Below are 22,698 nucleotides of genomic sequence, written 5' to 3' on the forward strand. Positions count from 1 at the left end.
GAGGTGGTATGGCGCGGCAGAGCGGGCATAATGCGGTAACAATGATGCCAATCACCGAACCCTATCGAATTGTTGAACAAGCTGCTCAGGATGTGGGTCTTATGGTCATGGGTGCACTTCATCCAAGGCCCAGTGAAGCAAAGCAACTTGATGACGGAACCCTAATCCTTCTGGGGGCTGCGGGGGCATTCTGGCCCGCTCTGAAGGCCTCGGCTGAGTGGCAGGATGGCCAACCCGACCCGGTTGATCGCTGGTCCAGACGGGTGATCGGCCAGCTTGCGCGGGACATGAGGGGCACCGCCTACTATCCGTTCGGCGACCCACCATACGCACCCTTCATTGACTGGGCACTTAAGTCCGGTCGCACCTTCAGCAGTCCGGTCGGGGCCCTGGTGCACGATACGGTAGGGATGATGATGTCATTCCGTGGTGCGTTGCATTTTGCGGATGAGTTCTCAATTCCATCCGTTTCTCAATCGTCACCCTGCACAGAATGCCCCGCGCCTTGTGCAACAACCTGTCCGGTTGGGGCATTGAACACCCACAGCTTCTATGACGTGGCAGCCTGTCATGATCATCTCGATACCAAAGCGGGACACAGCTGCATGAATAAAGGCTGCCTTGCCCGGCTCGCCTGCCCTCTCAGCGCCGGCGCAGAGCGCCAGCCAGAGCAATCTGCGCATCACATGAAAGCATTTCACCGATCATGACCCGCACACTGATCCTAATGCGCCATGCCAAGTCCAGTTGGGGCGATCCCTTTGCCGAAGATTACGACCGCCCGTTGAACAATCGAGGACGCAAATCGGCCCCCGCGATTGGGGCGTGGCTGCAAAGTAATGGCTGGCTGCCGGATGACGTTATCTGCTCAAGCGCCAAGCGCACCCGGGAAACGTGGGACAGATTGGGGCTGAGCACCCCGGAATTCCGCTTTACCCCCGCCTTGTATCTGACAGGCCCCGATGAGATGTTCGCCGAATTGGCCACAGCCACCGGCAATACCGTACTCATGCTGGGGCATAATCCCGGCATCGCTGCTTTTGCAAATCGGCTGGTACGCAACCAGCCCGATCATTCGAGATTCTACGACTATCCGACTTGTGCAACGACTGTAGTCCGGTTCGATATCCCCGACTGGAATGCGCTCGAATGGCATCAGGGTGAGGTTCTGGGCTTCACGATCCCACGCGAGCTGCTGGAATAGAAAAAGGCGAGGTCGACACCCCGCCTTCTTGGTTTTCTGATCCGAATTTAGTGTCCCAGAATCTGGCTGAGGAACAACTTGGTCCGTTCGCTCTGCGGGTTGTTGAAGAACTCTTCCGGTTCGTTCTGCTCCACAATCTGACCGGCATCCATAAAGATCACGCGGTTGGCGACCTGACGCGCAAAACCCATCTCGTGGGTCACACACAGCATCGTCATGCCTTCCTCGGCCAGTTCGATCATGGTGTCGAGCACTTCTTTGATCATCTCGGGGTCCAACGCCGATGTCGGTTCATCAAACAACATGATCCGCGGCATCATGCAGAGCGAGCGGGCAATCGCCACACGCTGCTGCTGACCACCCGAAAGCTGGCCGGGATATTTCAGCGCCTGATCCGGGATTTTCACCTTTTCCAGGAAGTGCATCGCGCGCTCTTCGGCCTCTTTCTTGGGCGTTTTACGTACCCAGATCGGGGCCAGCGTGCAGTTTTCCAGAATGGTCAGATGCGGGAACAGGTTGAAGTGCTGGAACACCATGCCAACTTCGGACCGGATCTTGTCAATGTTCTTGAGGTCATTCGACAATTCCGTCCCATCCACAACAATCGTGCCTTGCTGGTGCTCTTCCAGTGCGTTCAGGCAGCGGATCAGGGTGGACTTACCCGACCCCGACGGCCCCGCGATCACGATCCGCTCGCCTTGATTGACGGTCAGATTGATATCGCGCAGCACGTGGAAGGCCCCGTACCACTTGTTCATGTTGGTGATTTCGATGGCGATTTCGTCGCTCACCTGCATTTTGGAGCGGTCGATTTCGCGTTCAATTGCAAGTTCAGACATGTGTTGAACTCCTTAACGGTGGCCAGTCTGAAGCTTGCGCTCCAGGTACATGGAATAACGGGACATGGAGAAGCAAACCACGAAGAACAGAACGCCGATAAAGGCAAACAGTTCCCAGTAGACGCCGTTCCAGGCGGTATCGGCGCGGATGCCGTTGGTCAGGCCAATCACGTCGAACAGACCGATGATCGAGACCAAAGTCGTATCCTTGAAGATACCGATGAACGTGCTCACGATGCCCGGGATCGAGATTTTCAGCGCCTGTGGCATGATGATCAGCCGCTGCGCCTGCCAGTAGTTCAGGCCCAGACTGTCTGCGCCTTCGTACTGACCACGCGGCAGGGCGGCCAGACCACCCCGGATCACCTCGGCCATATAGGCGGCCGAGAACAGGGTCATCATGATCATCACCCGCAGGATGATGTCAAAATTAGTGCCCGGCGGCAGGAACAGGTTCAGCAACAGCGATGCCACAAACAGCAGGGTAATCAGCGGCACGCCCCGAATGAACTCGATAAAGCCCACGCACAGGTATTTGACGATCATCAGATCGGACTGACGACCCAGCGCCAGCACGATACCGATAGGCAGCGAAACACCAATGGCCACGACACCCAACAGGATCGCTAGCATAAAGCCACCAAAGTCGCGGCTTTCCACCGGCGCGATACCGATCGGAATGATTGCATTGATTGCGTCAGCCACGGAACCCGCAGCAAACAGCCACCATAGTATGGGCAGCGCAATCGCAAGGATAATCGCGGCAAGAGACCCGGCAACCGGAAGCGCAAACTTGTACGCGAAATACCCGATGGCAAATCCGGCGGCGACCATGAGCGGCCCCCAGATCGAGCCACCCCACATCAGCCAAGGCAGCAGGAACGGATAAGCCGCCGTTACAATCAACAGCTTACGCGGCACCTTAGTGAACAACACTGGCGCAATAGCAACCAACAACAGGATGAAGGTTAGGTTCGGACGGAAATAGGCCGGCCATGCCCCTGTTTCAGGCGGGTTCGACCATGTGGCATCCGGATGCGCCGGATACGGCGGATAGAACCCATATAGCAGCTGTAGCCAACGATCCTTGATCACACCCCAGCAGGCATGACCATGCGTATCGCCCCAGGTGGCCATCATGATCTCACGACATTCCGACAGGGAATTGGCGTTCCAAACGGATTCGAACGTCCAGGACAGGATGTTGGAGAGCACATAGTAGATGAAGATCAGCGATACGATCGTCAGGATGGCGTTCAGCCAGCTTGAAAACAGGTTATGCTTGATCCAGCCCAGTACACCGACCTCGGAGGCGGGTGGTGCCTGTTCCGGCAACATTTCCGTGCGGACAAATGAAACATCACTCATATTACCGCTCCACCAGTTTGACACGGTTGTTGTACCAGTTCATCACCGCCGAAATGCTCAGCGAGATGGACAGGTAGACCAGCATCAGCAGCAGAACGCATTCCAGCTCGCGACCGGTTTGGTTCATGGTGATGCCACCCAGCGTACCCGTGATGTCCATATATCCGACCGCGATCGCCAGCGACGAGTTCTTGGTCAGGTTCAGATAGTTCGAGATCATTGGCGGGATGATCACCCGCAACGCCTGCGGCAAGATCACCAGACGCATGGTCCGGCCTGGGCGCAGGCCCAGTGCGGATGCGGCCTCGGTCTGACCCTTGGAAATGGCCAGAATACCGGCGCGCACGATCTCGGCGATGAATGCCGCAGTGTACAGCGACAGGGCCAGCCACAAGGCAATCAGCGAGTTACGAAGGTGGGTGCCGCCGCTGAAGTTGAAGCCTTTCAGCTCAGGGTAGCCCAGGTGAAAACCCAGAACGCCAAGCAGGATGGCTGACGGCACGAACAATAGGCCCAGTTGGATGTGCCAGATGGTCGGGCGATCGCCAGTCTTTTCTTGCTTTGAATTGGCCCAGGCCGAAACCTTGCGCATCGCAAAGATGCTGCCGCCAAACACGATCAGGAAGGCAATCAGGTCAAGCGAAACATCAAAGCGCAGGCTTGATGTACCGAAAAGGTGGATATCGCCCAATCCGCGCGAGAACAGAAACTCGGGGATATAGACCCCGCGATTTGTGACCGCGACCGTGCCAAAAAGATCCATCGTGGCTTCTGGGTTTTCACCTCGGAAGGCGCGCGGTGCTGGCAGGCTTTCAATCAGGATCGCCATGGCGAACACGATCCAAAGCAGCACTGGAACGTTACGGAACATCTCGACATAGACCGTCATGATCCGCGCGATCAGCCAGTTATTCGACAGGCGCAAAACACCGACCATGACACCGATGATCGTTGCTGTGATACAGCCCAGAACTGCAACAACCAGAGTGTTTAGCAGGCCTATAAACGCCGCGCGCAGATGTGTATCGCGCGAGTCGTATTCCAGCAGGCGTTGGTTGATGTCATAGCTGGCCGGTTCGGCAAAAAAGTCGAACCCGACTGTTCTGCCCAGCGTTTCAAGGTTCTGAATGGTGTTGTTGATAATCCAGGCTGCCAGAAGCATGAAACCGATCATCGCTATGACCTGAATGGTCGCAGATCGGTACCGCGTATCATAAAGGAGCATGGACAGCCGGAAGTGCTCCTTCGGCGGGTCAGTGAGTGTCGTCATGACCTATGTATATCCCCGTGCATCCCGGATGTTGGCAGAGTTTGCCTCTGCTCAGATCGTTCCGGGCGTGTTTCTTATGGAAGGAAAAAGGGCGCGGGTTCCCCCGCGCCCTTTTCCGTGGATCTTAGCGGAAAGGCGGTGCGTACAGCAGGCCACCATCGGTCCACTGTGCGTTCAGGCCGCGTGCCAGACCGATCGGGGTTTCCTCACCGATGTTCTTGGCAAACACTTCGCCGTAGTTACCGCCGACTTTGATCGCGCGCTGTGCCCAGTTCGCGTCCAGACCCAGCATCTCACCCAGCGTACCTTCGGTACCCAACAGGCGGTTTACCTCTGGGTTGTCGGTGGCACCGCTGGACATCTCGTCGATGTTCGCCGAGGTTACACCCAGCTCTTCCGCTGCGATCAGTGCGTTCAGGGTCCAGCGGACCACATCGCCCCACTCGTGATCGCCATGACGGACCAGCGGGCCCAGCGGCTCTTTCGAGATGATTTCGGGCAGGATCACGTGGTCGCCTGCGTTTTCAAAGGTGGCGCGCGTAGCAGCCAGACCCGATGCGTCGGTGGTGTAAACGTCACAGGCACCAGCCAGATACTGCTGCTGCGCTTCGGCGTTGGTTTCGATCGGAACCGGCTCGTAGCTCATGTTGTTGATACGGAAGAAATCCGCCAGGTTAAGCTCAGTTGTGGTGCCGGTCTGGATGCAAACGGTTGCACCGTCCAGTTCCTTGGCCGAGCTGACGCCCAGTGCCTTGGGAACCATGAAGCCCTGACCATCGTAGTAGTTGATGCCGACGAATTCGAACTTCAGGTCGACGTCGCGGCTGAAGGTCCACGTGGTGTTACGGGCCAGCATGTCAATCTCGCCCGAAGCCAGCGCGGTGAAACGTGTTTTACCGGTGGTCGGGATGAACTCAACGGCGCTTGGGTCGTCCAGAACGGCAGCGGCTACCGCGCGGCATACGGCCACGTCAAAACCCTGCCACTCACCATTGGCATCGGGGCTGGCAAAGCCGGGTACGCCGGTTGCGACGCCGCAGTTCAGCTTGCCGCGGGCTTTCACGTCGTCAACGGTACCCGCTGCAGCTGCGCCAGCAGCCAGGCCGGCAATGGTTGCCACGCCCAAAATTACGGATTTTTTCATTTTTACCTCTTCCTGATTTTCCATCCCTGAATGGAACGGTTCGATCCGGCGCATAGGCGCCAGAAAGGTTACCCAAAAGGTGTCTCCCCTTTAGTGGCCCGAGTTTGGGCGTATTCATCAACAAACGTCAAGGGCTGGATCAGGGAAAACGATAGGTCTTTTCTGCCAGAATCGGACACAAATTCACGATTTGACGAGAATCCGTCTCAGAACGAGAGGTCAAAGAACTGCTTTGCGTGCAGAAAGGCGGCCCGTTTCACTTCGGCGGCAGCATGTGCCTCATCGTCGTGGCCCCATTGTTCGATCTGCCAAAGCTCGTCCAGCCGAGAAATGCGCCATATCTCGTCCGGTTTGCGCCAATTCTGCGCAGCGGCAAAACCAAGAATCAATGACCCCGACAGGCTGACGAGGTCATGAAACGCCGCCAGCTGGAACGCATTCAGTCCATGCACCCGGTCACGCAGGCCTTGCAGCACCTCGGCAGCTTGCGGTTGATGCACCACCCCTGCACGCGGGATCAACCGCGCGCCCAGCGCGTCCGCAGCCCAATCCAATGCAGGATCCCAGGCCTCGGACTGCCGCTGCTGCAACGTTTCGGGATGGGTCGCCCGATAACACAGCAGATCCGAGTCGCCGTAATCGGCCAGCATATCGGCAACCTCACCATGCTGGTGCCGCACCTTGTCGATCGCCGCATTGGCCGAACGGGTGAATGGCATCGTGGTCGGATCGATTTCCTTTTCCTGTGCATCCCATTCCCGTGCAACGGCCTCGGCCATGGCACGCGTGGGCAGGTCCAGCGCAGCCTTGGCGGGCGTTTTGACCCGTCGACCATCCAGTTCAACCGTATAGCCCACGTCGGTCTCAACGACCGTGCTTGTCGTCCAGAAGCGTTTGGGTTTCCAGTCGCTCATCTCTTTAGCCCCAGATCTTGGCCAGTGCGCCTGGCAATTCTTCGAATGTTTCGATCACATGTGTCGCAGCCGTCAGTACCCGACGATCGTGATAACCCCAGCTGACACCGATCCCGGCAACCTGCGCGGCTGCGGCCATATCCATGTCAAAGCTGGTGTCGCCCACCATGACGGCTTGCGCAGCCGGCACGCCCGTTTCAGCCAAAGCTGTTTCTATCATCGACGGGTGCGGCTTGGACGGGTGGTGATCTGCAACCTGACGAGTAATGAAATGCTGCTGCAACCCATGCCCTTCAAGCAGCGCATCAAGCCCGCGCTGAGATTTGCCTGTGGCCACTCCCAAAAGAACCTCGGGCTGAGCGTGAAGAGCCTCAATCACTTGGCGCGCACCGGGATAAAGCGGCGAGCTTGCGGCGCCCTGCTCCAACCTTTGCGCGTGATAGGCCTGCTTATATCCGTCAACCAATGCGCTTTGTATCCGCTCGGACTGATCTGCTGCCAGACGCGCCATTGCATGGGGCAGAGATAAACCGACGATGGACAGGATGGCGTCACGGTCCGGGACCGGCAGTGACTGCGCCTGAAAACAGGCGGTCATTGCCGAAACAATGGCACCCTGACTATCGACCAGAGTGCCATCCACATCGAACAGGACTAGCCGCAATGGGGCGTTCATCGCAACTCCTCAAACGGATCATCTGCAGCGAGGTCTTCGGTCCAGCCCAGCGTATCCCAGCTGTGTTTCATATGATCCGGTAAAGGCGCCGTAAGCGAGATGGGTTTGCGGGTCATCGGGTGTTCAAAGGACAGGCTGCGGGCGTGGAGGTGCAGCTTTTTGCTGATGATACCTCCCAACTGCGCGCCCCAGCCATCGCCGAGGTTTTCCTGCCCCGAGCCGCCATATTTCCCATCGCCAATGATCGGGTGACCGATCGCCGCCATATGTGCGCGCAGCTGATGGGTCCGCCCCGTCACCGGCTCCATCGCGACCCAGGCTGCCCGCCCTGCAACGCGATACAGCGTTGCATAGAGCGTATGCGCGCGTTTCGCGCCGGGCGTATCGTTCACCTCGCTCGGATGAACAGCGATCATCTTCTCGCCTTCGCCATGCTTACCATGCCCCGGTGCCTTGACCAGCCCGGTCTTGATTTCGCCCAGGTACGGAGTTGGAACACCAGCTACCAGCGCCCAATAGATCTTTTGGGTGTTTCGGTGCCGGAAGGCTGCTGTCAGCCCTTTGGCGGCCTCGCGCGTACGGGCCATCAGCAGAACGCCAGATGTGTCCTTATCCAAACGATGCACAAGGCGCGGGTTCTCGTCATACCCAAAGCGCAACGCTTCGGACAGGCTGTCCACATGGCGGGTTTGACCGCTGCCACCCTGAACTGGCAAGCCATGCGGCTTGTTCAGCGCCAGCACGTGATCGTCTTTATAAATCACGCAAGACTGGATCATCTTTGCGTCAGCGTCTGAGACACGATGCTTCACGACTGCGGGCTTGTGATCCGCGTGCGGCAGCGGAGGCACACGCACGGACTGCCCCACCTCTAACCGGGTCGAGGCCTTGACCCGACCGCCGTCGATACGCAGTTCACCCTTGCGGCACATCTTCTCGATCCTGCCCTGGCTGACATGAGGAAACAGGCGGCGCAGCCAACGATCCAGCCGCTGGTCGCCATCCCCCTCTGCTACGGTGATCACCTGTACGCCGCTCATGCCATTGCCCCTTGTTCCGCACGGCTGATCCGCCCGGATTGTGCTTGTTTCAGTGCCTTAGAAATCATGCGCGTCTGTCGCGCGCATCGCGTGCAGAGTCAAGTCTAGCCCTGATTGCGTTGCGTTCTCAGCTTGGCGAAGTATTCCAGCCGTTTTTTCAGCTCGCGCTCAAAACCACGCTCTACCGGCTGATAGAGAACCGGGCGCTTCATATCATCCGGGAAATAGTTCTGACCCGAGAACCCATCTTCGGCATCGTGGTCATAGGCATACCCTGCACCATATCCCTGATCCTTCATCAGCGATGTCGGAGCGTTCAGGATATGTTTGGGTGGCGGTTCACTGCCCGATTGCTTGGCCAGCCGCATCGCCGCCTTATACCCCACATAGGCCCCGTTCGATTTCGGAGCGAGCGCCAGATACACCAACGCCTGCGCCAGTGCCAACTCGCCCTCGGGCGAGCCCAGCCGTTCATAGGTTTCCCAACTGTGCAGGCAAATCGATTGCGCCTGAGGATCGGCCAAACCGATATCTTCAACCGCCATCCGCGTGATCCTCCGCGCCAGATAGCGCGGGTCTTCGCCGCCGGTCAGCATCCGCGCAAACCAATACAGCGCCGCGTCAGGGTCCGATCCACGCACCGATTTGTGCAGGGCTGAGATCAGATTATAATGCTCATCCCCCGATTTGTCGTATTTTGCGGCCCGCCGCATCAGGCGCGTCGACAATGCATCCGGGTCCAGATCGGCGTCCACTTTCCAAGCAGCTACCTGTTCAATCAGGTTCAGTAGTGCGCGACCGTCGCCATCCGCCATCTCCTGCAGCGCCTCGCGGGCGGCAGACGTTAGTGGCAAGGCGCGGTCAAGCTCTTTCTCGGCGCGTTGTGTCAAACGCTCAAGATCAGCAAGGCTAAGGCGTTCCAGAACCAGCACCTGAGACCGGCTGAGTACCGCCGCGTTCAACTCGAAGGAAGGGTTTTCGGTCGTCGCGCCAACCAGGAGGATCGTGCCGTCCTCCATATGCGGCAGAAACCCGTCCTGTTGCGCTTTGTTAAAACGATGGATTTCGTCAACAAATAACAAGGTGCCCTGCCCGTTCTGACGACGGATTTTAGCAGCCTCAAATACCTTCTTCAGATCCGGCACACCGGTAAAAATCGCGCTGATCTGCACGAAATTCAGATCGGTTTCCTGCGCCAGCAACCGGGCAATGGTTGTCTTTCCCACACCCGGCGGGCCCCAGAAGATCAGGCTGGACAGGCTACCTGACGCGAGCATCACCCCCAATGGCGCATCTAGTCCCAAAACCTGCTCTTGCCCGATCACCTCAGACAGGGATTGTGGGCGCAAGCGATCCGCAAGCGGCCTGTGCGGCGAAGCGGTTGGTTCCGCAGAACCGGTATCGAACAAGTCACTCACGGATCACAACCGAAACCGCAATGAGATTAACCGGCTTCCCCGCTCAATCTCCATCTGTACCCGGCGACCTGGATCGGTCAGGGCCTGAACGATATCCTCCGGTGTCTCTGTTCTGGTTCCGTTGATACCTTTTACGACATCGCCCATACGCAATCCTGCGCGGCCGCCATAGCGGCTCGGATCAACCACCACGACGCCGGTCTGAGACAGCGACAAGCCAAGCTTTACGATCACCGCCGGATTTACGCCCGAAACGATTAGACCTGGCATGACCGTATCCTCGTCCAGCGTAGTCTCATCCGCCGCAGGCGTTTCAGGCGGTTTGATCAGCGCCACTTCAATATCCGAGCGGTCTCCGCCCCGCAGCCGTGTCAGGACCGACTTTCCACCTACCCCGGCAACAGCCATGCGAAATTTCATCTCGGCCGGAGAATTCACCTCGTCTCCGTCGACATGAGTGACAACGTCCCCGACCCGCAGACCCGCTTCTGCCAGCGGACTCAGTTCATGTAAGTCAGAAATCACCACACCGAGAGGGATGGCCATACCCAGAGACTCGGCTATATCCGCGCTCATGTGTTGACCGGCCATTCCTGCCCAAGGACTTACGAAGCTTTCGTTGCCAGACTGCGCCTGCCGCAGGAATTCGGCCACCAAATTGGCCGGAATGGCAAAGCCGATACCGTTCGACCCACCTGAGCGGGTAAGGATTGAAGTATTGATACCAATCAGATCACCATTCACGTCGATCAGTGCGCCACCGGAATTGCCCGGGTTAATCGCCGCATCGGTTTGAATGAAATACCCTCGCGCGTTTCCGGTTGCGGTTCCTGTGCGCGCCAGCCCTGAAATAATACCTGACGAAACAGTTTGGCCAACGCCGAAGGGGTTGCCAATCGCCAGCGTCAGCTCTCCTACTTCAACCTGATCGGAATCGCGCATCTGCAGGAACGGCAGATCGTTTGCCTCTTCCAACCGCAAGATTGCAATGTCGCTTTCTTTGTCACCCAGAACGACTTCGGCAGTGAATTCACGACGGTCGGTAGTCACGACCTGAATTTCCGATGCCATCCCCACAACGTGGTAGTTTGACACCACATACCCATCACCAGTGAGGATCACGCCAGAGCCGAGCGAATTCTGCACACGGGGGCGTGGCGTCCCAAATCCACGACCAAAGAAGTCCTGAAAGAACGGGTCAGAAAACAGTGGATTTGCCCGCCCTTCGCGCACAATCTTGGCGTAGATGTTCACAACCGCCGGGGCAGCCTGCTTTACGACAGGGGCGAACCCGAGGCTGATTTCGGTCTGGCTTTTTGGTACCTGCGTCTCCGCGGCTGCCGGTATTGCGCCCATCAGCAATACTAGGGAACACAATAGTCTTAGCATCATCGGCCCTCCGGCAATATCGCCAACCGGATATGCGGGGCCGATGCAAAGATTGCAAGCGACATAACCCGCTGCCTTCGACAATGCTGAGGACCTACCGCTTTCTTTTGAGCTATTCGCACAAATATCCTGCTTGAGCATTATGGCTTCGCAAAGCGTTGCAAAAGTTTCACAGGGAATTGTGCTATGTGTTGGACTTGGCGCTGAATCCAATCAGAGGGAACGACCATGCACAAAGACCGGGAATTGACCTTTGCAACGGCCCTTGCCTCTCATCATCAAAATAAGAGCTTTGTGCGGGAAGAGCACGCCCACGAGTATTACCAGGCCTCACTACTGAGTGCCGTCATGCAGGGAGTCTATGACGGGACTGTTTCCATCGGTCAGCTGCTGGAACACGGAGATTTCGGTCTCGGTACCTTCAACGCCCTGGACGGAGAAATGGTGGTGCTGGATGGTGTCGCTTATCGCCTGGATGGGGAAGGCAAAGCGACAATTGCGGATAACGGCGCGCTGACACCATACGCAGCCGTCATTGACTTTGAACCAACGATTTCGCTCGCGTTGGATTCTCCGATTAACAAATCCGGTTTCGAGGAGGGTTTGGATGACATGGCCGATGCAAAGAACCTGTTTTATGCGGTTCGTTTCACCGGATTGATCAAACACATTAGGTATCGAAACGTGTTGAAACAGGAACGGCCATACAAACCTTTGCTGGAAGTGGTCAAAACGCAGGCCGAGTTTGAATTGGAAAACGTGGAGGGAACTATTCTCGGGTTCCGCTGCCCTGACTACGCAGTCGGGATCGGCGTACCGGGTTACCACTTGCATTTCATCTCTGACGACCGGACCACCGGTGGGCACGTACTTGATTATACATTGACCCGGGGAGAGATCGAAATCGATCACACCTCGTCTCTTCATCTGGAACTGCCAGAGACAGAGGATTTCTCTGACGCCAATTTGTCCGCGGGAGCGTCAGCGGATGGTATTCTGAAAGCCGAAAGCAATTAAATCTAGATCGCCTTGGATTTTCACACGGAGCAAAAGAAAACCCCCGCGTCTGCGACGCGGGGGCTGAAACTCAGATATAGCCAAGGCTTATTCTTCGTCTGCGGCCTCTTCGGCGGCAACACGAGCTTTGTCAGCTGCGCCTTTGGCGTCGATGTCGCGGTCAACGAATTCGATGATCGCCATCGGTGCCATGTCGCCATAGCGGAAGCCTGCTTTTAGGATACGGACATAACCGCCCTGACGCTCGGCGTAACGAGGGCCTAGAACTTCGAACAGCTTGGCGACGTCTTTGTCTTCTTTCAGCTGTGCTGCGGCCTGACGGCGGGCGTGCAGGTCGCCGCGCTTACCCAGAGTGATCAGTTTTTCAACGATCGGGCGCAGTTCTTTTGCCTTGGGCAGAGTTGTTTTGATTTGCTCATGCTCGATGAGCGAACCAGCCATGTTTGCAAACAGAGCTTTGCGGTGCTCATGAGTACGGTTCAGGCGGCGATAACCACGTGCGTGACGCATTTTCTAGTTCCTTCTTTCGCGTTTTGCTTTGTCTGGCCGGCGATGCGTGTCACCGGCTCTCCTTGGGGCGGAAGTGCCCATATGGTCCCCGGCAGCCCGGGCATTTGTGAAGACGCGCTTAGAACGCGTCTTCGAATTTCTTGGCCAGATCTTCGATGTTGTCGGGCGGCCAGTCCTCGACATCCATGCCGAGGTGCAGACCCATACCGGACAGCACTTCCTTGATCTCGTTCAGCGACTTGCGGCCGAAGTTCGGAGTGCGCAGCATCTCGGCTTCGGTCTTCTGAATCAGATCGCCGATGTAAACGATGTTGTCGTTCTTCAGGCAGTTTGCCGAACGGACCGACAGTTCCAGCTCGTCCACTTTCTTCAGCAGCAGCGGGTTGAACTCCAGACCATCGTCTTCGTCCTGGCGGCCAGCCGATTCCGGCTCATCGAAGTTGACGAAGATCGACAGCTGATCCTGCAAGATGCGAGCAGCAAAGGCCAGCGCATCCTCGGGCGTGATCGAACCGTCGGTGTCGATTTTCAGGGTCAGCTTGTCATAGTCCAGAACCTGACCTTCACGGGTCGGCTGAACGTCATAGGCAACCTTTTTGACCGGCGAATAGATCGCGTCGATCGGGATCAGGCCAATGGGTGCGTCTTCGGGCTTGTTCTTCTCAGCCGAGACGTAACCTTTGCCGGTGTTGACGGTCAGTTCCATGAACAGGTCCGCGCCATCGTCCAGGTGGCAGATGACGTGATCGCGGTTCAGAACCTCGATGCCAGCGCTTTCGCTGATGTCGCCAGCGGTGACAACTGTGGGGCCTTTGGCATTGATCGACAGGCGCTTGGGGCCTTCGACTTCCATGCGCAGCGAAACGCCTTTGAGGTTCAGGATGATGTCGGTGACGTCTTCACGTACGCCCGCGACCGAGGAGAACTCGTGCAGTACGTTATCGATCTGAACGCTGGTGATGGCCGCGCCTTGCAGCGAGCTCATCAGAACGCGGCGCAGCGCGTTACCCAGGGTCAGACCAAAGCCACGCTCCAGCGGCTCGGCAACCAGGGTTGCCTGACGTGCAGGGTCGTTGCCCGGCTTGCCGTCAAGCTGGGTCGGCTTGATCAATTCTGCCCAATTCTTATGGATCATGTAATCCCTCCATTCCTGTCCGCGCCCCATGACCAACAAGGTGCAGACGCCCGAGGTTCAAAATGACGTGCTGGGGCCGTGCAAAAACACAGCCCCAGCTTAATTCAAAATCGCTTAGACGCGACGACGCTTCGGCGGACGGCAGCCGTTATGAGCGATCGGGGTCACGTCGCGGATCGACGTGATGTTGAAGCCCACTGCAGCCAGCGCACGCAGAGCCGATTCACGACCCGAACCGGGGCCCTGAACTTCGACTTCCAGCGTCTTGACGCCATGTTCCTGCGCCTTTTTGCCTGCATCTTCTGCAGCCATCTGAGCGGCGTAGGGGGTCGATTTCCGCGATCCCTTGAAGCCCATGGTACCGGCAGACGACCACGAGATGGCGTTGCCCTGTACGTCCGAGATCAGGATCTTGGTGTTGTTGAAGGTCGAGTTCACATGGGCAACGCCCGATGCGATGTTCTTACGCTCTTTGCGCTTAACGCGAGTCTTGTCACGTGCCATCGGTCAGACCCTCCCTTATTTCTTCTTACCGGCAATGGCCTTTGCGGGGCCTTTGCGGGTACGAGCATTGGTGTGGGTACGCTGACCGCGAACCGGCAGGTTGCGGCGGTGACGCAGTCCGCGATAGCAGCCCAGGTCCATCAGGCGCTTGACGTTCATCTGAACTTCACGACGCAGGTCACCTTCAACGGTGAAGTTTGCATCGATGTGCTCGCGGATGGCCAGAACTTCGGCGTCGGACAGTTCGTTGACGCGACGGTGCGCTTCAATGCCTACGGCTTCGCAGATCGCTTTGGCCGAAGTGTTTCCGATACCGGTGATATATGTGAGGGCGATTGGTACCCGCTTTGCAGTCGGGATGTTTACGCCGGCAATACGTGCCACGTGTCACTTTCCTTTTTGTTGCGGTTCCGTAACTCCGGAACCTTTTTTCACAACACTTGACCGTGGCAGTGACGCCAGAGGGTCCAGTATTATTCGAGGTGGTCGGGGCAATTGGGACGAATCCCGCATGCGGTTTTGATTCCCTTTAGGGATGGGGGTCGATATGGGCTTTTGGCGGTGCCGTCAAGCCCATATTGATATCAGCCAAGAACCGCCTCAATCGACGCGGTGACTTCCTTGATATCCGCCAGCCCGTTCACCGGACGCAGATCGCCTTTGGCGTAGTAGTAACCAATCAGCGGCGAGGTCTTCTTGTAGTATTCCATCAAGCGCGTACGCAGGCTGTCTTCGTTGTCGTCGGCACGACGGACGAAGTCATTTTCCTTACCGCAATTGGTGCATTTGCCATCCGCAGGAATCGGTTTGGTGTTGTCGTTATAGACCTCCCCACATCCGCCGCAGGTTGACCGCGCCGTAATCCGGTCCACCAGCGCGTCGTCATCCACACGCATCTCGATCACCGTATGCAGCGACTGGCCCAGCTTGGTCAGCAGAGCCGACAGCGCGTCTGCCTGTGCCAGCGTCCGGGGGAAGCCGTCAAAGATGAAACCGGCACCTTTTTCGGTGGTCAGTTTCTCTTCAATCAGGCCGATCACGATCTCATCGGTGACCAGCTTGCCCGCGTCCATGATCGCAGCAACCTTCTGGCCCATTTCCGTGCCCGAGGTTTTCGCCTCGCGCAGCATGTCTCCGGTGCTGAGTTGCACCATACCGCGGGTTTCAACCAGGTGACGCGCCTGCGTTCCTTTGCCTGCCCCCGGGGGGCCGAGAAGAATGATGTTCATCGACGAGCAGCTCCCTTTCTGCCGCGTTTCTTGCCTTTGCCGCGCAGCTGGGACTTTTCAATCAGCCCTTCGTATTGATGCGCCAGCAGGTGGCTCTGGACTTGTTGGATCGTGTCCATGGTCACAGAGACGATAATCAGAACCGAGGTACCACCGAAATAGAACGGGATAGCAAACTGGCCCCGCAGGATTTCAGGCAGCAGACAAACGGCCGCCAGATAGGCCGAACCCAGAACCAGCACGCGGTTGACGACGTATTCCAGATACTCGGCGGTTTTCTTGCCCGGACGGATACCCGGTACAAAACCGTTCTGCTTTTTCAGGTTGTCCGCCACATCGTCCGGCTTGAACGACACGTTGAACGTGTAGAAATAGGCGAAGAACACGATCATCGAAGCGAAGAACAGCAGATAAAGCGGCTGTCCGGGGCCGAAGTTGGCCAGCAGCCACGACATCACCGGGCCATTTGTGGCGCCCGACGAGAAGGTCGAGATCGTTACCGGCAGCAACAGCAGCGAGCTTGCAAAGATCGCAGGGATCACACCCGCCGGGTTCACTTTGACCGGCAGGTGGCTGGAGCCGCCTTCGTAGACTTTCATACCAGCCTGACGGCGCGGGTATTGGATATGGATCTTGCGCAGGGCCCGCTCCATGAACACCACAAAGGTGATCACGGCGATGACCATGATGATCACACCCACGATCACGGCGGGGCTGATTGCACCGCTGCGGCCCGAAGCGAAGAACTGCGCCAGAGCGGCGGGAACCTCGGCAATAATGCCAACGAAGATGATTAGAGAGATACCGTTACCGATGCCGCGTGCGGTGATCTGCTCGCCCAGCCACATCAGGAACATGGTGCCGCCGACCAAAGTGATCATGGTCGACATACGGAAGAACATGCCCGGATCGGTCGCAAGATCGCCCGATTCCAACGAAACCGCCAGACCATAAGCCTGAACGGTGGCCAGAGCCACGGTACCGAAACGGGTGTATTGGTTGATCTTCTTGCGCCCTTGCTCGCCCTCTTTCTTGAGCTGTTCGAGCGCGGGAACCATCGATGTCAGCAGCTGCACGATGATCGAGGCCGAGATATAGGGCATGATGCCGAGGGCAAAGATACCCATCCGCCCCAGCGCCCCGCCGGTGAACATCGAAACCATGCCGCCGATGCCCTGCCCCGCTTGCTCCATGAACTCACGCAGGGCTTGCCCGTCGATACCTGGAACCGGAATGAAGGTGCCCAGACGATAGACGATCAACAAACCCAGCGTGAACAGGATGCGGTTGCGCAGATCGGTGGCTTTGCCCAAAGCAGCCCAGCTTGTGTTGGCTGCCATTTGTTCTGCTGCTGATACCATAAATCGGTCTCTCTTATGAAAACACCGCCCGGAACCGTTTTCCGGCTCGGGCGGCGTCTTGGAAAACTCTGAGGTCTATGTAAGCGGGTCTGCGCCCGCTCACAAGCGCTTACTCTGCCGCAGCAGCTTTTGTGACCGTCAGTGAGCCGCCCGCTTTCTCAACCGCTTCAACAGCAGATTTCGAAGCACCGGTGACTTCCAGGTTCACTTTGGCCGTGATTTCACCTTTGGCCAGAACGCGGACACCGTCCAGCTTGCGGCGGACCAGACCGGACGCAACCAGCGCGTCCTCGGTGATCGCAGCTTTGGCGTCCAGCTTGCCGGCGTCGACGAATTTCTGGATCAGGCCCAGATTGATAACGGCGAATGCCTTGCGGTTCGGCTTATTGAAGCCACGCTTGGGCAGGCGCTGGTACAGCGGCATCTGGCCGCCTTCGTAGCCATTGATGGCCACACCCGAACGGGATTTCTGGCCTTTGATACCACGGCCACCCATTTTACCTTTGCCAGAACCGGGACCACGGCCAACGCGGGTGCGTTTAGGTGCGGCGCCAGGATTGTCGCGCAATTCGTTCAGTTTCATTTCGCTTCTCCTAAGCCGGATGTGACCCCCGAAGCGTGATGGGCCAAACACGGCATTTCTTGATTTTGATTCTCGTGGATGGAAATCCACCGGAGCGCTCTACAGCGTTGTGCCCTGCGTTGCAAGGTTTGATCCATCACAATTGCCAAAACCAAAAGAGGCGCCAGATTGGCGCCTCTTCAACGGTGAGTGGTTCAGGTGTTACGCGCAATATGCGTGGTCGCGTGCAATATCTGCGATATCACAACGGCGAACGCCGATATCGTCCAGCTCGCGATTGCTCAGGCTTTGCAGTTCGCGATAGGTGCGGCTGTATTCTGCAGCCCGAGCGCGGTTTTCTTTTACGCGCTCAACAAAGCTCGCAATACGAGCACTCAGGTTGAAACCGCCATGTGTCAGTGTTGCTGTATGTGCCATATCTAATTTCCTTTCTGTTCCGAGGCGTATTCCCCGGGCGTTTCCATTTGTTCCTTTGTGGACAAGGCTCAGATAGGAGTGTTCGATATCGCTAACAACGCGCGTTTTGGTCTAGCCGATATGCGGTGGGGGAATGGCAAGCGGGAGTACGCAGGCTACTCTGAATGCAACGTATGTCCACTTTGCGGACAAAACCGACCTTGACTCCGTCGGATTTCACACGTCTTGATTTTTTAGGCACCTAATCACTGAGGCTTCAAGTAGTTCGCGATTCAACGGCATACTTTCGGCAGATGTGCCTAAGAGGACAAAAGCCGTCTTCCAAGTCGCATCGCAAAACCCGGATGCATTCATCCATGCAACAAAGGCAGCGAACCGCATTCCATTGAGTTGTATCTCGTCAGGTTCATAGCTCGTTTCAATCGGAAACAATTCCAAGTTCGGCGGTTGGCCTTGGGCGACGTCCAGAGCAAGCTGTAGCCCAACGCCATCAATCGTATCGTTGATATCACCATCTTTCGTTTCCGAAATCAGATATTCCAAAAACTCTTGAAGTGTTTCCTCTTTGGATTCTGGGCTCTCAAGCAGCTTTGTAAAAGTAATCAGTCTTCTTTGTTGGTATCCGTCCGGCTCAAGACGTTGTGCGAAGGTGCGAAGTAGTTCGGAATCTCCGACTGCAATCGGCATATAGTATTGGCTTATTAGTGAGTTAGGTGTTGCGGCAAGTAATTCCAGCGCTTTCTCGACGCACCCGTTCAGCCAGTAAGCTGCGATGATCCTGCTTTGGTCTCTGGGGTTTGAGCGGGAAAAATCAATGAGTTGAATGACATCGTAAAGCGACCCGTCTTGTAGTTTCTTTCTTAGTGCCCCTTTATCGCCATCGAACTGCAACAAAGCCGTACGCATCAAAAGACGCTGTAACCCATCCCGCTGTTCGTGGGCGGGTTCTTTAGACATAAGCAACATATTCAAGCTGGCCCGCCTAACGTCTTGCTCCGTGCCATCGCCCAAACCGTCCAAAAATGACTGTGTAAGAGGTTCGTCATGCCATGTTGGCGTATCAAAGCATTCCGCAAACGCGGGCATGGTGGAGCACGTTGTTCCTAGAGCCACCAATAGGGTTCGAAAATTCATAGCGATATCATCCCGAATAAGTTTACCCCTATTACCAATGCGGAGGTTGGTACGCTATGGGCTCAAAGCGGACAAACACAATCGCAAACACGAAAAAAGCCCCCGAAACTTCGGGGGCCTTTCAATTCGCGAAAGAGACTGCGCTTAGCCGCGCTCTTCGATGATCTCAACCAGATGCGGGATCTTGTTGACCATACCGCGGACCGAAGGTGTGTCTTCCAGTTCACGGGTTTTGTTCATCTTGTTCAGGCCCAGGCCGATCAGGGTTGCGCGCTGTTCGGCGGGGCGGCGGATCGGGGAGCCGATCTGCTTGACGACGATGGTTTTTGCCATGGGTCGCTCTCCTTATGCTTCTGCTTCAGCAGCAGCGGGTGCTTCGTCCCGCTTGGGCAGGATGTCGGCGACCTTTTTACCGCGACGTGCGGCAACCGAACGCGGGCTCTGCTCTTTTTGCAGGCCGTTGATGGTGGCACGGATCATGTTGTACGGGTTCTGCGAGCCCAGCGACTTGGACACAACGTCCTTAACGCCCAGCATTTCGAACACAGCACGCATCGGACCACCGGCGATGATACCGGTACCTTCAGGTGCGGTGCGCATAACCACTTTACCAGCGCCGTGACGGCCTTCGATGTCGTGGTGCAGGGTCCGACCTTCGCGCAGTTGCACGCGGATCATCTGACGCTTGGCTTGTTCAGTCGCCTTACGGATAGCCTCAGGTACTTCTTTTGCTTTACCTTTGCCAAAGCCGACGCGGCCTTTCTGATCGCCGACAACCACCAGAGCGGCGAAGCCAAAGCGCTTACCACCTTTTACGGTTTTCGACACACGGTTGATCGCAACCAGACGATCTGCGAATTCCGGTGCTTCTTCACGGTCGCGGCCACGGCCCCGACGGTTTTCACGTTCTGCCATTTGGCATCCCTTTTCTCATGTGGCGCATACGGCGCCGTTTTCTTCAATCCAAGTGAGCCCCGACTAGTGCCGAGGCCCCCGGATCATCGGGGCGGAACGAAACCCGCCCGCAAGTCTTAGATCTTCAGACCACCTTCACGCGCAGCGTCGGCCAGAGCCTTCACTTTGCCGTGGAACAGGAAGCCGCCACGATCGAAATAGGCCTCTTCGACGCCTGCCTTCTTGGCACGCTCGGCGATGGCCGCGCCCACTTTGGTGGCCGCTTCGACGTTGTTCTTGCCCACAACGCCCAGATCCTTTTCCAGGGTCGAGGCTGCGGCCAGGGTCACGCCACGTACGTCGTCGATCAGCTGAACAGAGATGTTCTTGTTCGAACGGTGTACGGACAGACGCGGACGACCCGCGTTGACCTTGCGAAGTTTGTTCCGAACGCGCAGGCGGCGCTTCAGAAACAGGGTTCTTTTGCTGTTTGCCATTGTCTGCGTCCTTACTTCTTCTTGCCTTCCTTGCGGAAGATGAACTCGCCCTTATAGCGGATGCCCTTGCCTTTGTACGGCTCGGGACGGCGCCATTCGCGGATTTTGGCCGCGACTTCGCCCACCTGCTGCTGGTCGATACCTTCCACAACGATCTCGGTCTGCTTCGGTGCGGTGATGGTGACACCTTCCGGAGCAGTGAAATCAACATCGTGGCTGTAACCCAGGTTCAGCTTCAGGGTGTTGCCCTGCATCTGAGCCCGGTAGCCAACACCCTGGATCTCCAGCTCTTTTTTGAAGCCGTTTGTTACGCCTTCAACCAGATTGGCGACCATGGTGCGGCTCATGCCCCACTGCTGGCGGGCACGCTTGGACATACCACGGGGGTCGATCTTGACCACGTTGTCTTCAACCGACAGCGTTACGTCATCGGTTGCGGTGAAGCTACGGGTGCCTTTCGGACCTTTGACTTCGATGGTCTGGCCGGACACAGAGGCGGAAACGCCGCTGGGCAGCTCGACCGGTTTTTTACCAATACGAGACATTGACAGACCTCCTTAGAAGACGGTGCAGAGCACTTCGCCGCCAACATTGTTGGAGCGAGCGTTTGCGTCCGACATCACACCTTTCGGAGTGCTGACAATCGACACGCCCAGACCCTGACGGACCTGCGGGATGTCATTGACGCCCATGTACACGCGACGACCGGGTTTCGAGACCCGCTTCAGTTCGCGAATAACAGGGGTGCCTTCGTAGTACTTCAGGCTGATTTCGATGGCCGGATGACCGTTTTCACCGGTCGTCGCTTCGTAGCCACGGATGTAACCTTCGTCCGCCAGCACGTCCAGAACCCAACCGCGCAGCTTGGAAGCCGGGGTGGAAACAGTGGACTTGCCGCGCATTTGCGCGTTGCGGATACGGGTGAGCATATCGCCGATAGGATCATTCATATCTATGTCTCCCTTACCAGCTCGATTTCACCATGCCGGGGATCTGACCAGCAGAACCCAGCTCGCGCAGCGCGATACGGCTGACCTTCAGCTTACGGTAGTAAGCGTGGGGACGACCGGTCAGCTGACAACGGTTGTGCAGACGGGTAGCCGAGCTGTTGCGCGGCAGTTTCGCCAGTTTCAGACGCGCTTTGAAACGCTCTTCCATCGGCTTGCTCTCGTCATTCGCGATTTCTTTCAGCTCGGCACGCTTTGCGGCATATTTGGCCACCAGGCGTTCGCGCTTCTTCTCGCGTTCGATCATTGCTTTTTTAGCCATGTCTCAATCCTCCCGTCGCTTACGCGTTGAACGGCATGTTGAATGCTTTCAACAATGCCTTTGCTTCAGCGTCGGTTTTCGCTGTGGTGGCAATTACGATATCCAGGCCCCAGACCTCGTCGACCTTGTCGAAGTCGATTTCCGGGAACACGATGTGCTCTTTCATGCCCATGGCGAAGTTGCCACGACCATCGAAAGACGGCTTTACACCGCGGAAGTCACGAACGCGAGGCATCGCGATAGTGATCAGACGATCCAGGAATTCGTACATCCGGTCACCGCGCAGGGTCACTTTCGCACCCAGCGGCATGTCTTCACGGACGCGGAAACCCGCGATCGACTTCTTCGCCTTGGTTGCAACGGCCTTCTGGCCAGCAATCGCGGTCAGATCCTCGACAGCCGCCTTGGCTTTCTTCGAGTCTTTGACAGCTTCTGCACCACAGCCGATGTTCAGAACGATTTTTTCCAGCTTGGGCAGCTGCATGTCGTTCTTGTAGCCGAACTCTTCTTTCAGAGCGGCACGGATGGTTTCAGCGTACTGAGCTTTCAGACGCGGGGTGTAGGTTGCGTTATCAAGCATCGATCACGTCCCCCGTGGTCTTGGCGAAGCGCACCTTCTTGTCGCCTTCCATGCGGAAGCCAACGCGGGTTGCTTTGCCGTTTTTGTCCAGCAGTGCCAGGTTCGACAGCTCGATCGGGTTTGCCTGAGGCAGGCGACCACCTTGCGAGGTTTGCGACTGACGGGTGTGGCGGATGGCGATGTTGATGCCATCGACAACAGCTTTACCGGCTTTCGGGTCAACCGAGGTGATAGTTCCCTCTTTGCCCTTGTCCTTGCCGGCCAGCACGACGACCTTGTCGCCTTTGCGGAGTTTAGCAGCCATGA

General features: G+C 57.0%; 29 protein-coding genes. 3 read left to right on the forward strand and 26 right to left on the reverse strand.

The window, feature by feature from the left end; genetic code table 11:
* The first annotated feature begins 8 nt into the window (after window positions 1-8).
* Together ACR0MJ_RS15310 and ACR0MJ_RS15315 are read left to right on the forward strand one after the other, a co-directional pair.
* Entirely contained in the window at window positions 9-710 is a 702-nt protein-coding gene (locus ACR0MJ_RS15310) for a ferredoxin (RefSeq protein WP_480761626.1), read from the forward strand.
* Complete coding sequence (locus tag ACR0MJ_RS15315; protein WP_480761628.1) at window positions 707-1,204, forward strand: SixA phosphatase family protein; 498 nt, start codon at window positions 707-709, stop codon at window positions 1,202-1,204. Before ACR0MJ_RS15310 ends, ACR0MJ_RS15315 begins: the two co-directional genes overlap by 4 nt.
* 47 nt (window positions 1,205-1,251) lie before the next feature.
* On the opposite strand, the gene ACR0MJ_RS15320 is transcribed toward ACR0MJ_RS15315, so the two are convergent.
* The 9 genes from ACR0MJ_RS15320 to ACR0MJ_RS15360 form a co-directional block, all read right to left on the reverse strand.
* Complete coding sequence (locus tag ACR0MJ_RS15320) at window positions 1,252-2,043, reverse strand: amino acid ABC transporter ATP-binding protein (RefSeq protein ID WP_480761629.1); 792 nt, start codon at window positions 2,041-2,043, stop codon at window positions 1,252-1,254.
* Window positions 2,044-2,055: 12 nt separating this feature from the next.
* Window positions 2,056-3,411: an amino acid ABC transporter permease gene (locus ACR0MJ_RS15325; protein WP_170402767.1), complete on the reverse strand. Its 1,356-nt coding sequence runs from the start codon at window positions 3,409-3,411 to the stop codon at window positions 2,056-2,058.
* Window position 3,412: 1 nt separating this feature from the next.
* A complete protein-coding gene (locus ACR0MJ_RS15330) occupies window positions 3,413-4,681 on the reverse strand; it encodes an amino acid ABC transporter permease (protein WP_480761631.1) in 1,269 nt (422 codons plus the stop codon).
* 124 nt (window positions 4,682-4,805) lie between these two features.
* Entirely contained in the window at window positions 4,806-5,825 is a 1,020-nt protein-coding gene (locus ACR0MJ_RS15335; RefSeq protein ID WP_170392882.1) for an amino acid ABC transporter substrate-binding protein, read from the reverse strand.
* 206 nt (window positions 5,826-6,031) lie between these two features.
* Window positions 6,032-6,739 (reverse strand): ATP12 family protein, encoded by a 708-nt coding sequence (locus ACR0MJ_RS15340; protein ID WP_170392883.1) that lies wholly within the window; start codon window positions 6,737-6,739, stop codon window positions 6,032-6,034.
* A gap of 4 nt (window positions 6,740-6,743) precedes the next feature.
* On the reverse strand, window positions 6,744-7,415 hold the full coding sequence (locus ACR0MJ_RS15345; RefSeq protein WP_170392884.1) for an HAD-IA family hydrolase: 672 nt from the start codon (window positions 7,413-7,415) through the stop codon (window positions 6,744-6,746).
* Window positions 7,412-8,455: an RluA family pseudouridine synthase gene (locus ACR0MJ_RS15350; protein WP_170402777.1), complete on the reverse strand. Its 1,044-nt coding sequence runs from the start codon at window positions 8,453-8,455 to the stop codon at window positions 7,412-7,414. Before ACR0MJ_RS15350 ends, ACR0MJ_RS15345 begins: the two co-directional genes overlap by 4 nt.
* A gap of 104 nt (window positions 8,456-8,559) precedes the next feature.
* Window positions 8,560-9,873, reverse strand: a complete 1,314-nt coding sequence (locus tag ACR0MJ_RS15355; protein ID WP_480761633.1) for a replication-associated recombination protein A — start codon at window positions 9,871-9,873, stop codon at window positions 8,560-8,562.
* 3 nt (window positions 9,874-9,876) lie between these two features.
* Window positions 9,877-11,262, reverse strand: coding sequence for a trypsin-like peptidase domain-containing protein (locus ACR0MJ_RS15360; RefSeq protein ID WP_480761660.1), 1,386 nt, complete (start codon window positions 11,260-11,262; stop codon window positions 9,877-9,879).
* A gap of 228 nt (window positions 11,263-11,490) precedes the next feature.
* Here ACR0MJ_RS15360 and budA point away from each other — a divergent pair, with 228 nt between their 5' ends.
* Complete coding sequence (budA, locus tag ACR0MJ_RS15365) at window positions 11,491-12,279, forward strand: acetolactate decarboxylase (RefSeq protein ID WP_480761635.1); 789 nt, start codon at window positions 11,491-11,493, stop codon at window positions 12,277-12,279.
* Between the two features lie 87 nt (window positions 12,280-12,366).
* On the opposite strand, the gene rplQ is transcribed toward budA, so the two are convergent.
* From rplQ to rplX, 17 genes are all read right to left on the reverse strand, one after another.
* A complete protein-coding gene (gene rplQ, locus ACR0MJ_RS15370; RefSeq protein WP_170392888.1) occupies window positions 12,367-12,789 on the reverse strand; it encodes a 50S ribosomal protein L17 in 423 nt (140 codons plus the stop codon).
* Window positions 12,790-12,907: 118 nt separating this feature from the next.
* Complete coding sequence (locus tag ACR0MJ_RS15375; protein ID WP_480761639.1) at window positions 12,908-13,924, reverse strand: DNA-directed RNA polymerase subunit alpha; 1,017 nt, start codon at window positions 13,922-13,924, stop codon at window positions 12,908-12,910.
* Between the two features lie 114 nt (window positions 13,925-14,038).
* Window positions 14,039-14,428, reverse strand: coding sequence for a 30S ribosomal protein S11 (rpsK, locus tag ACR0MJ_RS15380; protein WP_008757289.1), 390 nt, complete (start codon window positions 14,426-14,428; stop codon window positions 14,039-14,041).
* A gap of 15 nt (window positions 14,429-14,443) precedes the next feature.
* Window positions 14,444-14,812: a 30S ribosomal protein S13 gene (gene rpsM / locus ACR0MJ_RS15385; protein WP_008757392.1), complete on the reverse strand. Its 369-nt coding sequence runs from the start codon at window positions 14,810-14,812 to the stop codon at window positions 14,444-14,446.
* 200 nt (window positions 14,813-15,012) lie between these two features.
* On the reverse strand, window positions 15,013-15,657 hold the full coding sequence (locus ACR0MJ_RS15390; RefSeq protein WP_170424551.1) for an adenylate kinase: 645 nt from the start codon (window positions 15,655-15,657) through the stop codon (window positions 15,013-15,015).
* Window positions 15,654-17,018, reverse strand: a complete 1,365-nt coding sequence (gene secY, locus ACR0MJ_RS15395) for a preprotein translocase subunit SecY (protein ID WP_170392890.1) — start codon at window positions 17,016-17,018, stop codon at window positions 15,654-15,656. Before secY ends, ACR0MJ_RS15390 begins: the two co-directional genes overlap by 4 nt.
* A 109-nt stretch (window positions 17,019-17,127) precedes the next feature.
* On the reverse strand, window positions 17,128-17,601 hold the full coding sequence (gene rplO / locus ACR0MJ_RS15400) for a 50S ribosomal protein L15 (protein WP_170567425.1): 474 nt from the start codon (window positions 17,599-17,601) through the stop codon (window positions 17,128-17,130).
* 201 nt (window positions 17,602-17,802) lie between these two features.
* Window positions 17,803-18,018 carry a DUF1127 domain-containing protein gene (locus ACR0MJ_RS15405; RefSeq protein WP_170402789.1) on the reverse strand — a complete coding sequence of 72 codons (216 nt, stop codon included), beginning with the start codon at window positions 18,016-18,018 and terminating at the stop codon, window positions 17,803-17,805.
* Window positions 18,019-18,234: 216 nt separating this feature from the next.
* A complete protein-coding gene (locus ACR0MJ_RS15410) occupies window positions 18,235-19,152 on the reverse strand; it encodes a hypothetical protein (protein ID WP_480761643.1) in 918 nt (305 codons plus the stop codon).
* A 144-nt stretch (window positions 19,153-19,296) separates the two neighbouring features.
* Window positions 19,297-19,485, reverse strand: coding sequence for a 50S ribosomal protein L30 (gene rpmD, locus ACR0MJ_RS15415; protein WP_170402795.1), 189 nt, complete (start codon window positions 19,483-19,485; stop codon window positions 19,297-19,299).
* A 12-nt stretch (window positions 19,486-19,497) separates the two neighbouring features.
* Window positions 19,498-20,067, reverse strand: coding sequence for a 30S ribosomal protein S5 (rpsE, locus tag ACR0MJ_RS15420; RefSeq protein ID WP_155148691.1), 570 nt, complete (start codon window positions 20,065-20,067; stop codon window positions 19,498-19,500).
* A gap of 116 nt (window positions 20,068-20,183) precedes the next feature.
* A complete protein-coding gene (gene rplR / locus ACR0MJ_RS15425; protein ID WP_170392895.1) occupies window positions 20,184-20,543 on the reverse strand; it encodes a 50S ribosomal protein L18 in 360 nt (119 codons plus the stop codon).
* Window positions 20,544-20,554: 11 nt separating this feature from the next.
* Window positions 20,555-21,088 carry a 50S ribosomal protein L6 gene (rplF, locus tag ACR0MJ_RS15430; protein WP_039538290.1) on the reverse strand — a complete coding sequence of 178 codons (534 nt, stop codon included), beginning with the start codon at window positions 21,086-21,088 and terminating at the stop codon, window positions 20,555-20,557.
* A 12-nt stretch (window positions 21,089-21,100) separates the two neighbouring features.
* Complete coding sequence (gene rpsH, locus ACR0MJ_RS15435; protein ID WP_010437099.1) at window positions 21,101-21,493, reverse strand: 30S ribosomal protein S8; 393 nt, start codon at window positions 21,491-21,493, stop codon at window positions 21,101-21,103.
* A gap of 13 nt (window positions 21,494-21,506) precedes the next feature.
* Window positions 21,507-21,812, reverse strand: coding sequence for a 30S ribosomal protein S14 (gene rpsN / locus ACR0MJ_RS15440; protein ID WP_010437098.1), 306 nt, complete (start codon window positions 21,810-21,812; stop codon window positions 21,507-21,509).
* Between the two features lie 19 nt (window positions 21,813-21,831).
* Window positions 21,832-22,392: a 50S ribosomal protein L5 gene (rplE, locus tag ACR0MJ_RS15445; protein WP_170392897.1), complete on the reverse strand. Its 561-nt coding sequence runs from the start codon at window positions 22,390-22,392 to the stop codon at window positions 21,832-21,834.
* A complete protein-coding gene (gene rplX / locus ACR0MJ_RS15450) occupies window positions 22,385-22,696 on the reverse strand; it encodes a 50S ribosomal protein L24 (protein ID WP_010437096.1) in 312 nt (103 codons plus the stop codon). Before rplX ends, rplE begins: the two co-directional genes overlap by 8 nt.
* Between the last annotated feature and the right edge of the window lie 2 nt (window positions 22,697-22,698).

This window comes from Ruegeria sp. C6 (genome assembly GCF_056537625.1).

Bases quoted from the DNA above. Each gene is read 5' to 3' on its own strand.
- ACR0MJ_RS15345 (WP_170392884.1), bottom strand. From the start codon at position 7,415: ATGAACGCCCCATTGCGGCTAGTCCTGTTCGATGTGGATGGCACTCTG.
- rplX (WP_010437096.1), bottom strand. From the start codon at position 22,696: ATGGCTGCTAAACTCCGCAAAGGCGACAAGGTCGTCGTGCTGGCCGGC.
- ACR0MJ_RS15340 (WP_170392883.1), bottom strand. From the start codon at position 6,739: ATGAGCGACTGGAAACCCAAACGCTTCTGGACGACAAGCACGGTCGTT.
- rplF (WP_039538290.1), bottom strand. From the start codon at position 21,088: ATGTCTCGTATTGGTAAAAAACCGGTCGAGCTGCCCAGCGGCGTTTCC.
- ACR0MJ_RS15405 (WP_170402789.1), bottom strand. From the start codon at position 18,018: ATGGCACATACAGCAACACTGACACATGGCGGTTTCAACCTGAGTGCT.
- rplE (WP_170392897.1), bottom strand. From the start codon at position 22,392: ATGCTTGATAACGCAACCTACACCCCGCGTCTGAAAGCTCAGTACGCT.
- rplQ (WP_170392888.1), bottom strand. From the start codon at position 12,789: ATGCGTCACGCACGTGGTTATCGCCGCCTGAACCGTACTCATGAGCAC.
- budA (WP_480761635.1), top strand. From the start codon at position 11,491: ATGCACAAAGACCGGGAATTGACCTTTGCAACGGCCCTTGCCTCTCAT.
- ACR0MJ_RS15335 (WP_170392882.1), bottom strand. From the start codon at position 5,825: ATGAAAAAATCCGTAATTTTGGGCGTGGCAACCATTGCCGGCCTGGCT.
- ACR0MJ_RS15350 (WP_170402777.1), bottom strand. From the start codon at position 8,455: ATGAGCGGCGTACAGGTGATCACCGTAGCAGAGGGGGATGGCGACCAG.
- ACR0MJ_RS15315 (WP_480761628.1), top strand. From the start codon at position 707: ATGACCCGCACACTGATCCTAATGCGCCATGCCAAGTCCAGTTGGGGC.
- ACR0MJ_RS15310 (WP_480761626.1), top strand. From the start codon at position 9: ATGGCGCGGCAGAGCGGGCATAATGCGGTAACAATGATGCCAATCACC.
- rpsE (WP_155148691.1), bottom strand. From the start codon at position 20,067: ATGGCAGAACGTGAAAACCGTCGGGGCCGTGGCCGCGACCGTGAAGAA.
- rpsK (WP_008757289.1), bottom strand. From the start codon at position 14,428: ATGGCACGTGACAAGACTCGCGTTAAGCGCAAAGAGCGTAAGAACATC.
- rpsN (WP_010437098.1), bottom strand. From the start codon at position 21,812: ATGGCTAAAAAAGCAATGATCGAACGCGAGAAGAAGCGCGAACGCCTG.
- rpsH (WP_010437099.1), bottom strand. From the start codon at position 21,493: ATGAATGATCCTATCGGCGATATGCTCACCCGTATCCGCAACGCGCAA.
- secY (WP_170392890.1), bottom strand. From the start codon at position 17,018: ATGGTATCAGCAGCAGAACAAATGGCAGCCAACACAAGCTGGGCTGCT.
- ACR0MJ_RS15375 (WP_480761639.1), bottom strand. From the start codon at position 13,924: ATGATCCATAAGAATTGGGCAGAATTGATCAAGCCGACCCAGCTTGAC.
- ACR0MJ_RS15330 (WP_480761631.1), bottom strand. From the start codon at position 4,681: ATGACGACACTCACTGACCCGCCGAAGGAGCACTTCCGGCTGTCCATG.
- ACR0MJ_RS15320 (WP_480761629.1), bottom strand. From the start codon at position 2,043: ATGTCTGAACTTGCAATTGAACGCGAAATCGACCGCTCCAAAATGCAG.
- ACR0MJ_RS15410 (WP_480761643.1), bottom strand. From the start codon at position 19,152: ATGAATTTTCGAACCCTATTGGTGGCTCTAGGAACAACGTGCTCCACC.
- ACR0MJ_RS15325 (WP_170402767.1), bottom strand. From the start codon at position 3,411: ATGAGTGATGTTTCATTTGTCCGCACGGAAATGTTGCCGGAACAGGCA.
- rplR (WP_170392895.1), bottom strand. From the start codon at position 20,543: ATGGCAAACAGCAAAAGAACCCTGTTTCTGAAGCGCCGCCTGCGCGTT.
- ACR0MJ_RS15360 (WP_480761660.1), bottom strand. From the start codon at position 11,262: ATGCTAAGACTATTGTGTTCCCTAGTATTGCTGATGGGCGCAATACCG.
- rpmD (WP_170402795.1), bottom strand. From the start codon at position 19,485: ATGGCAAAAACCATCGTCGTCAAGCAGATCGGCTCCCCGATCCGCCGC.
- rplO (WP_170567425.1), bottom strand. From the start codon at position 17,601: ATGAAACTGAACGAATTGCGCGACAATCCTGGCGCCGCACCTAAACGC.
- ACR0MJ_RS15390 (WP_170424551.1), bottom strand. From the start codon at position 15,657: ATGAACATCATTCTTCTCGGCCCCCCGGGGGCAGGCAAAGGAACGCAG.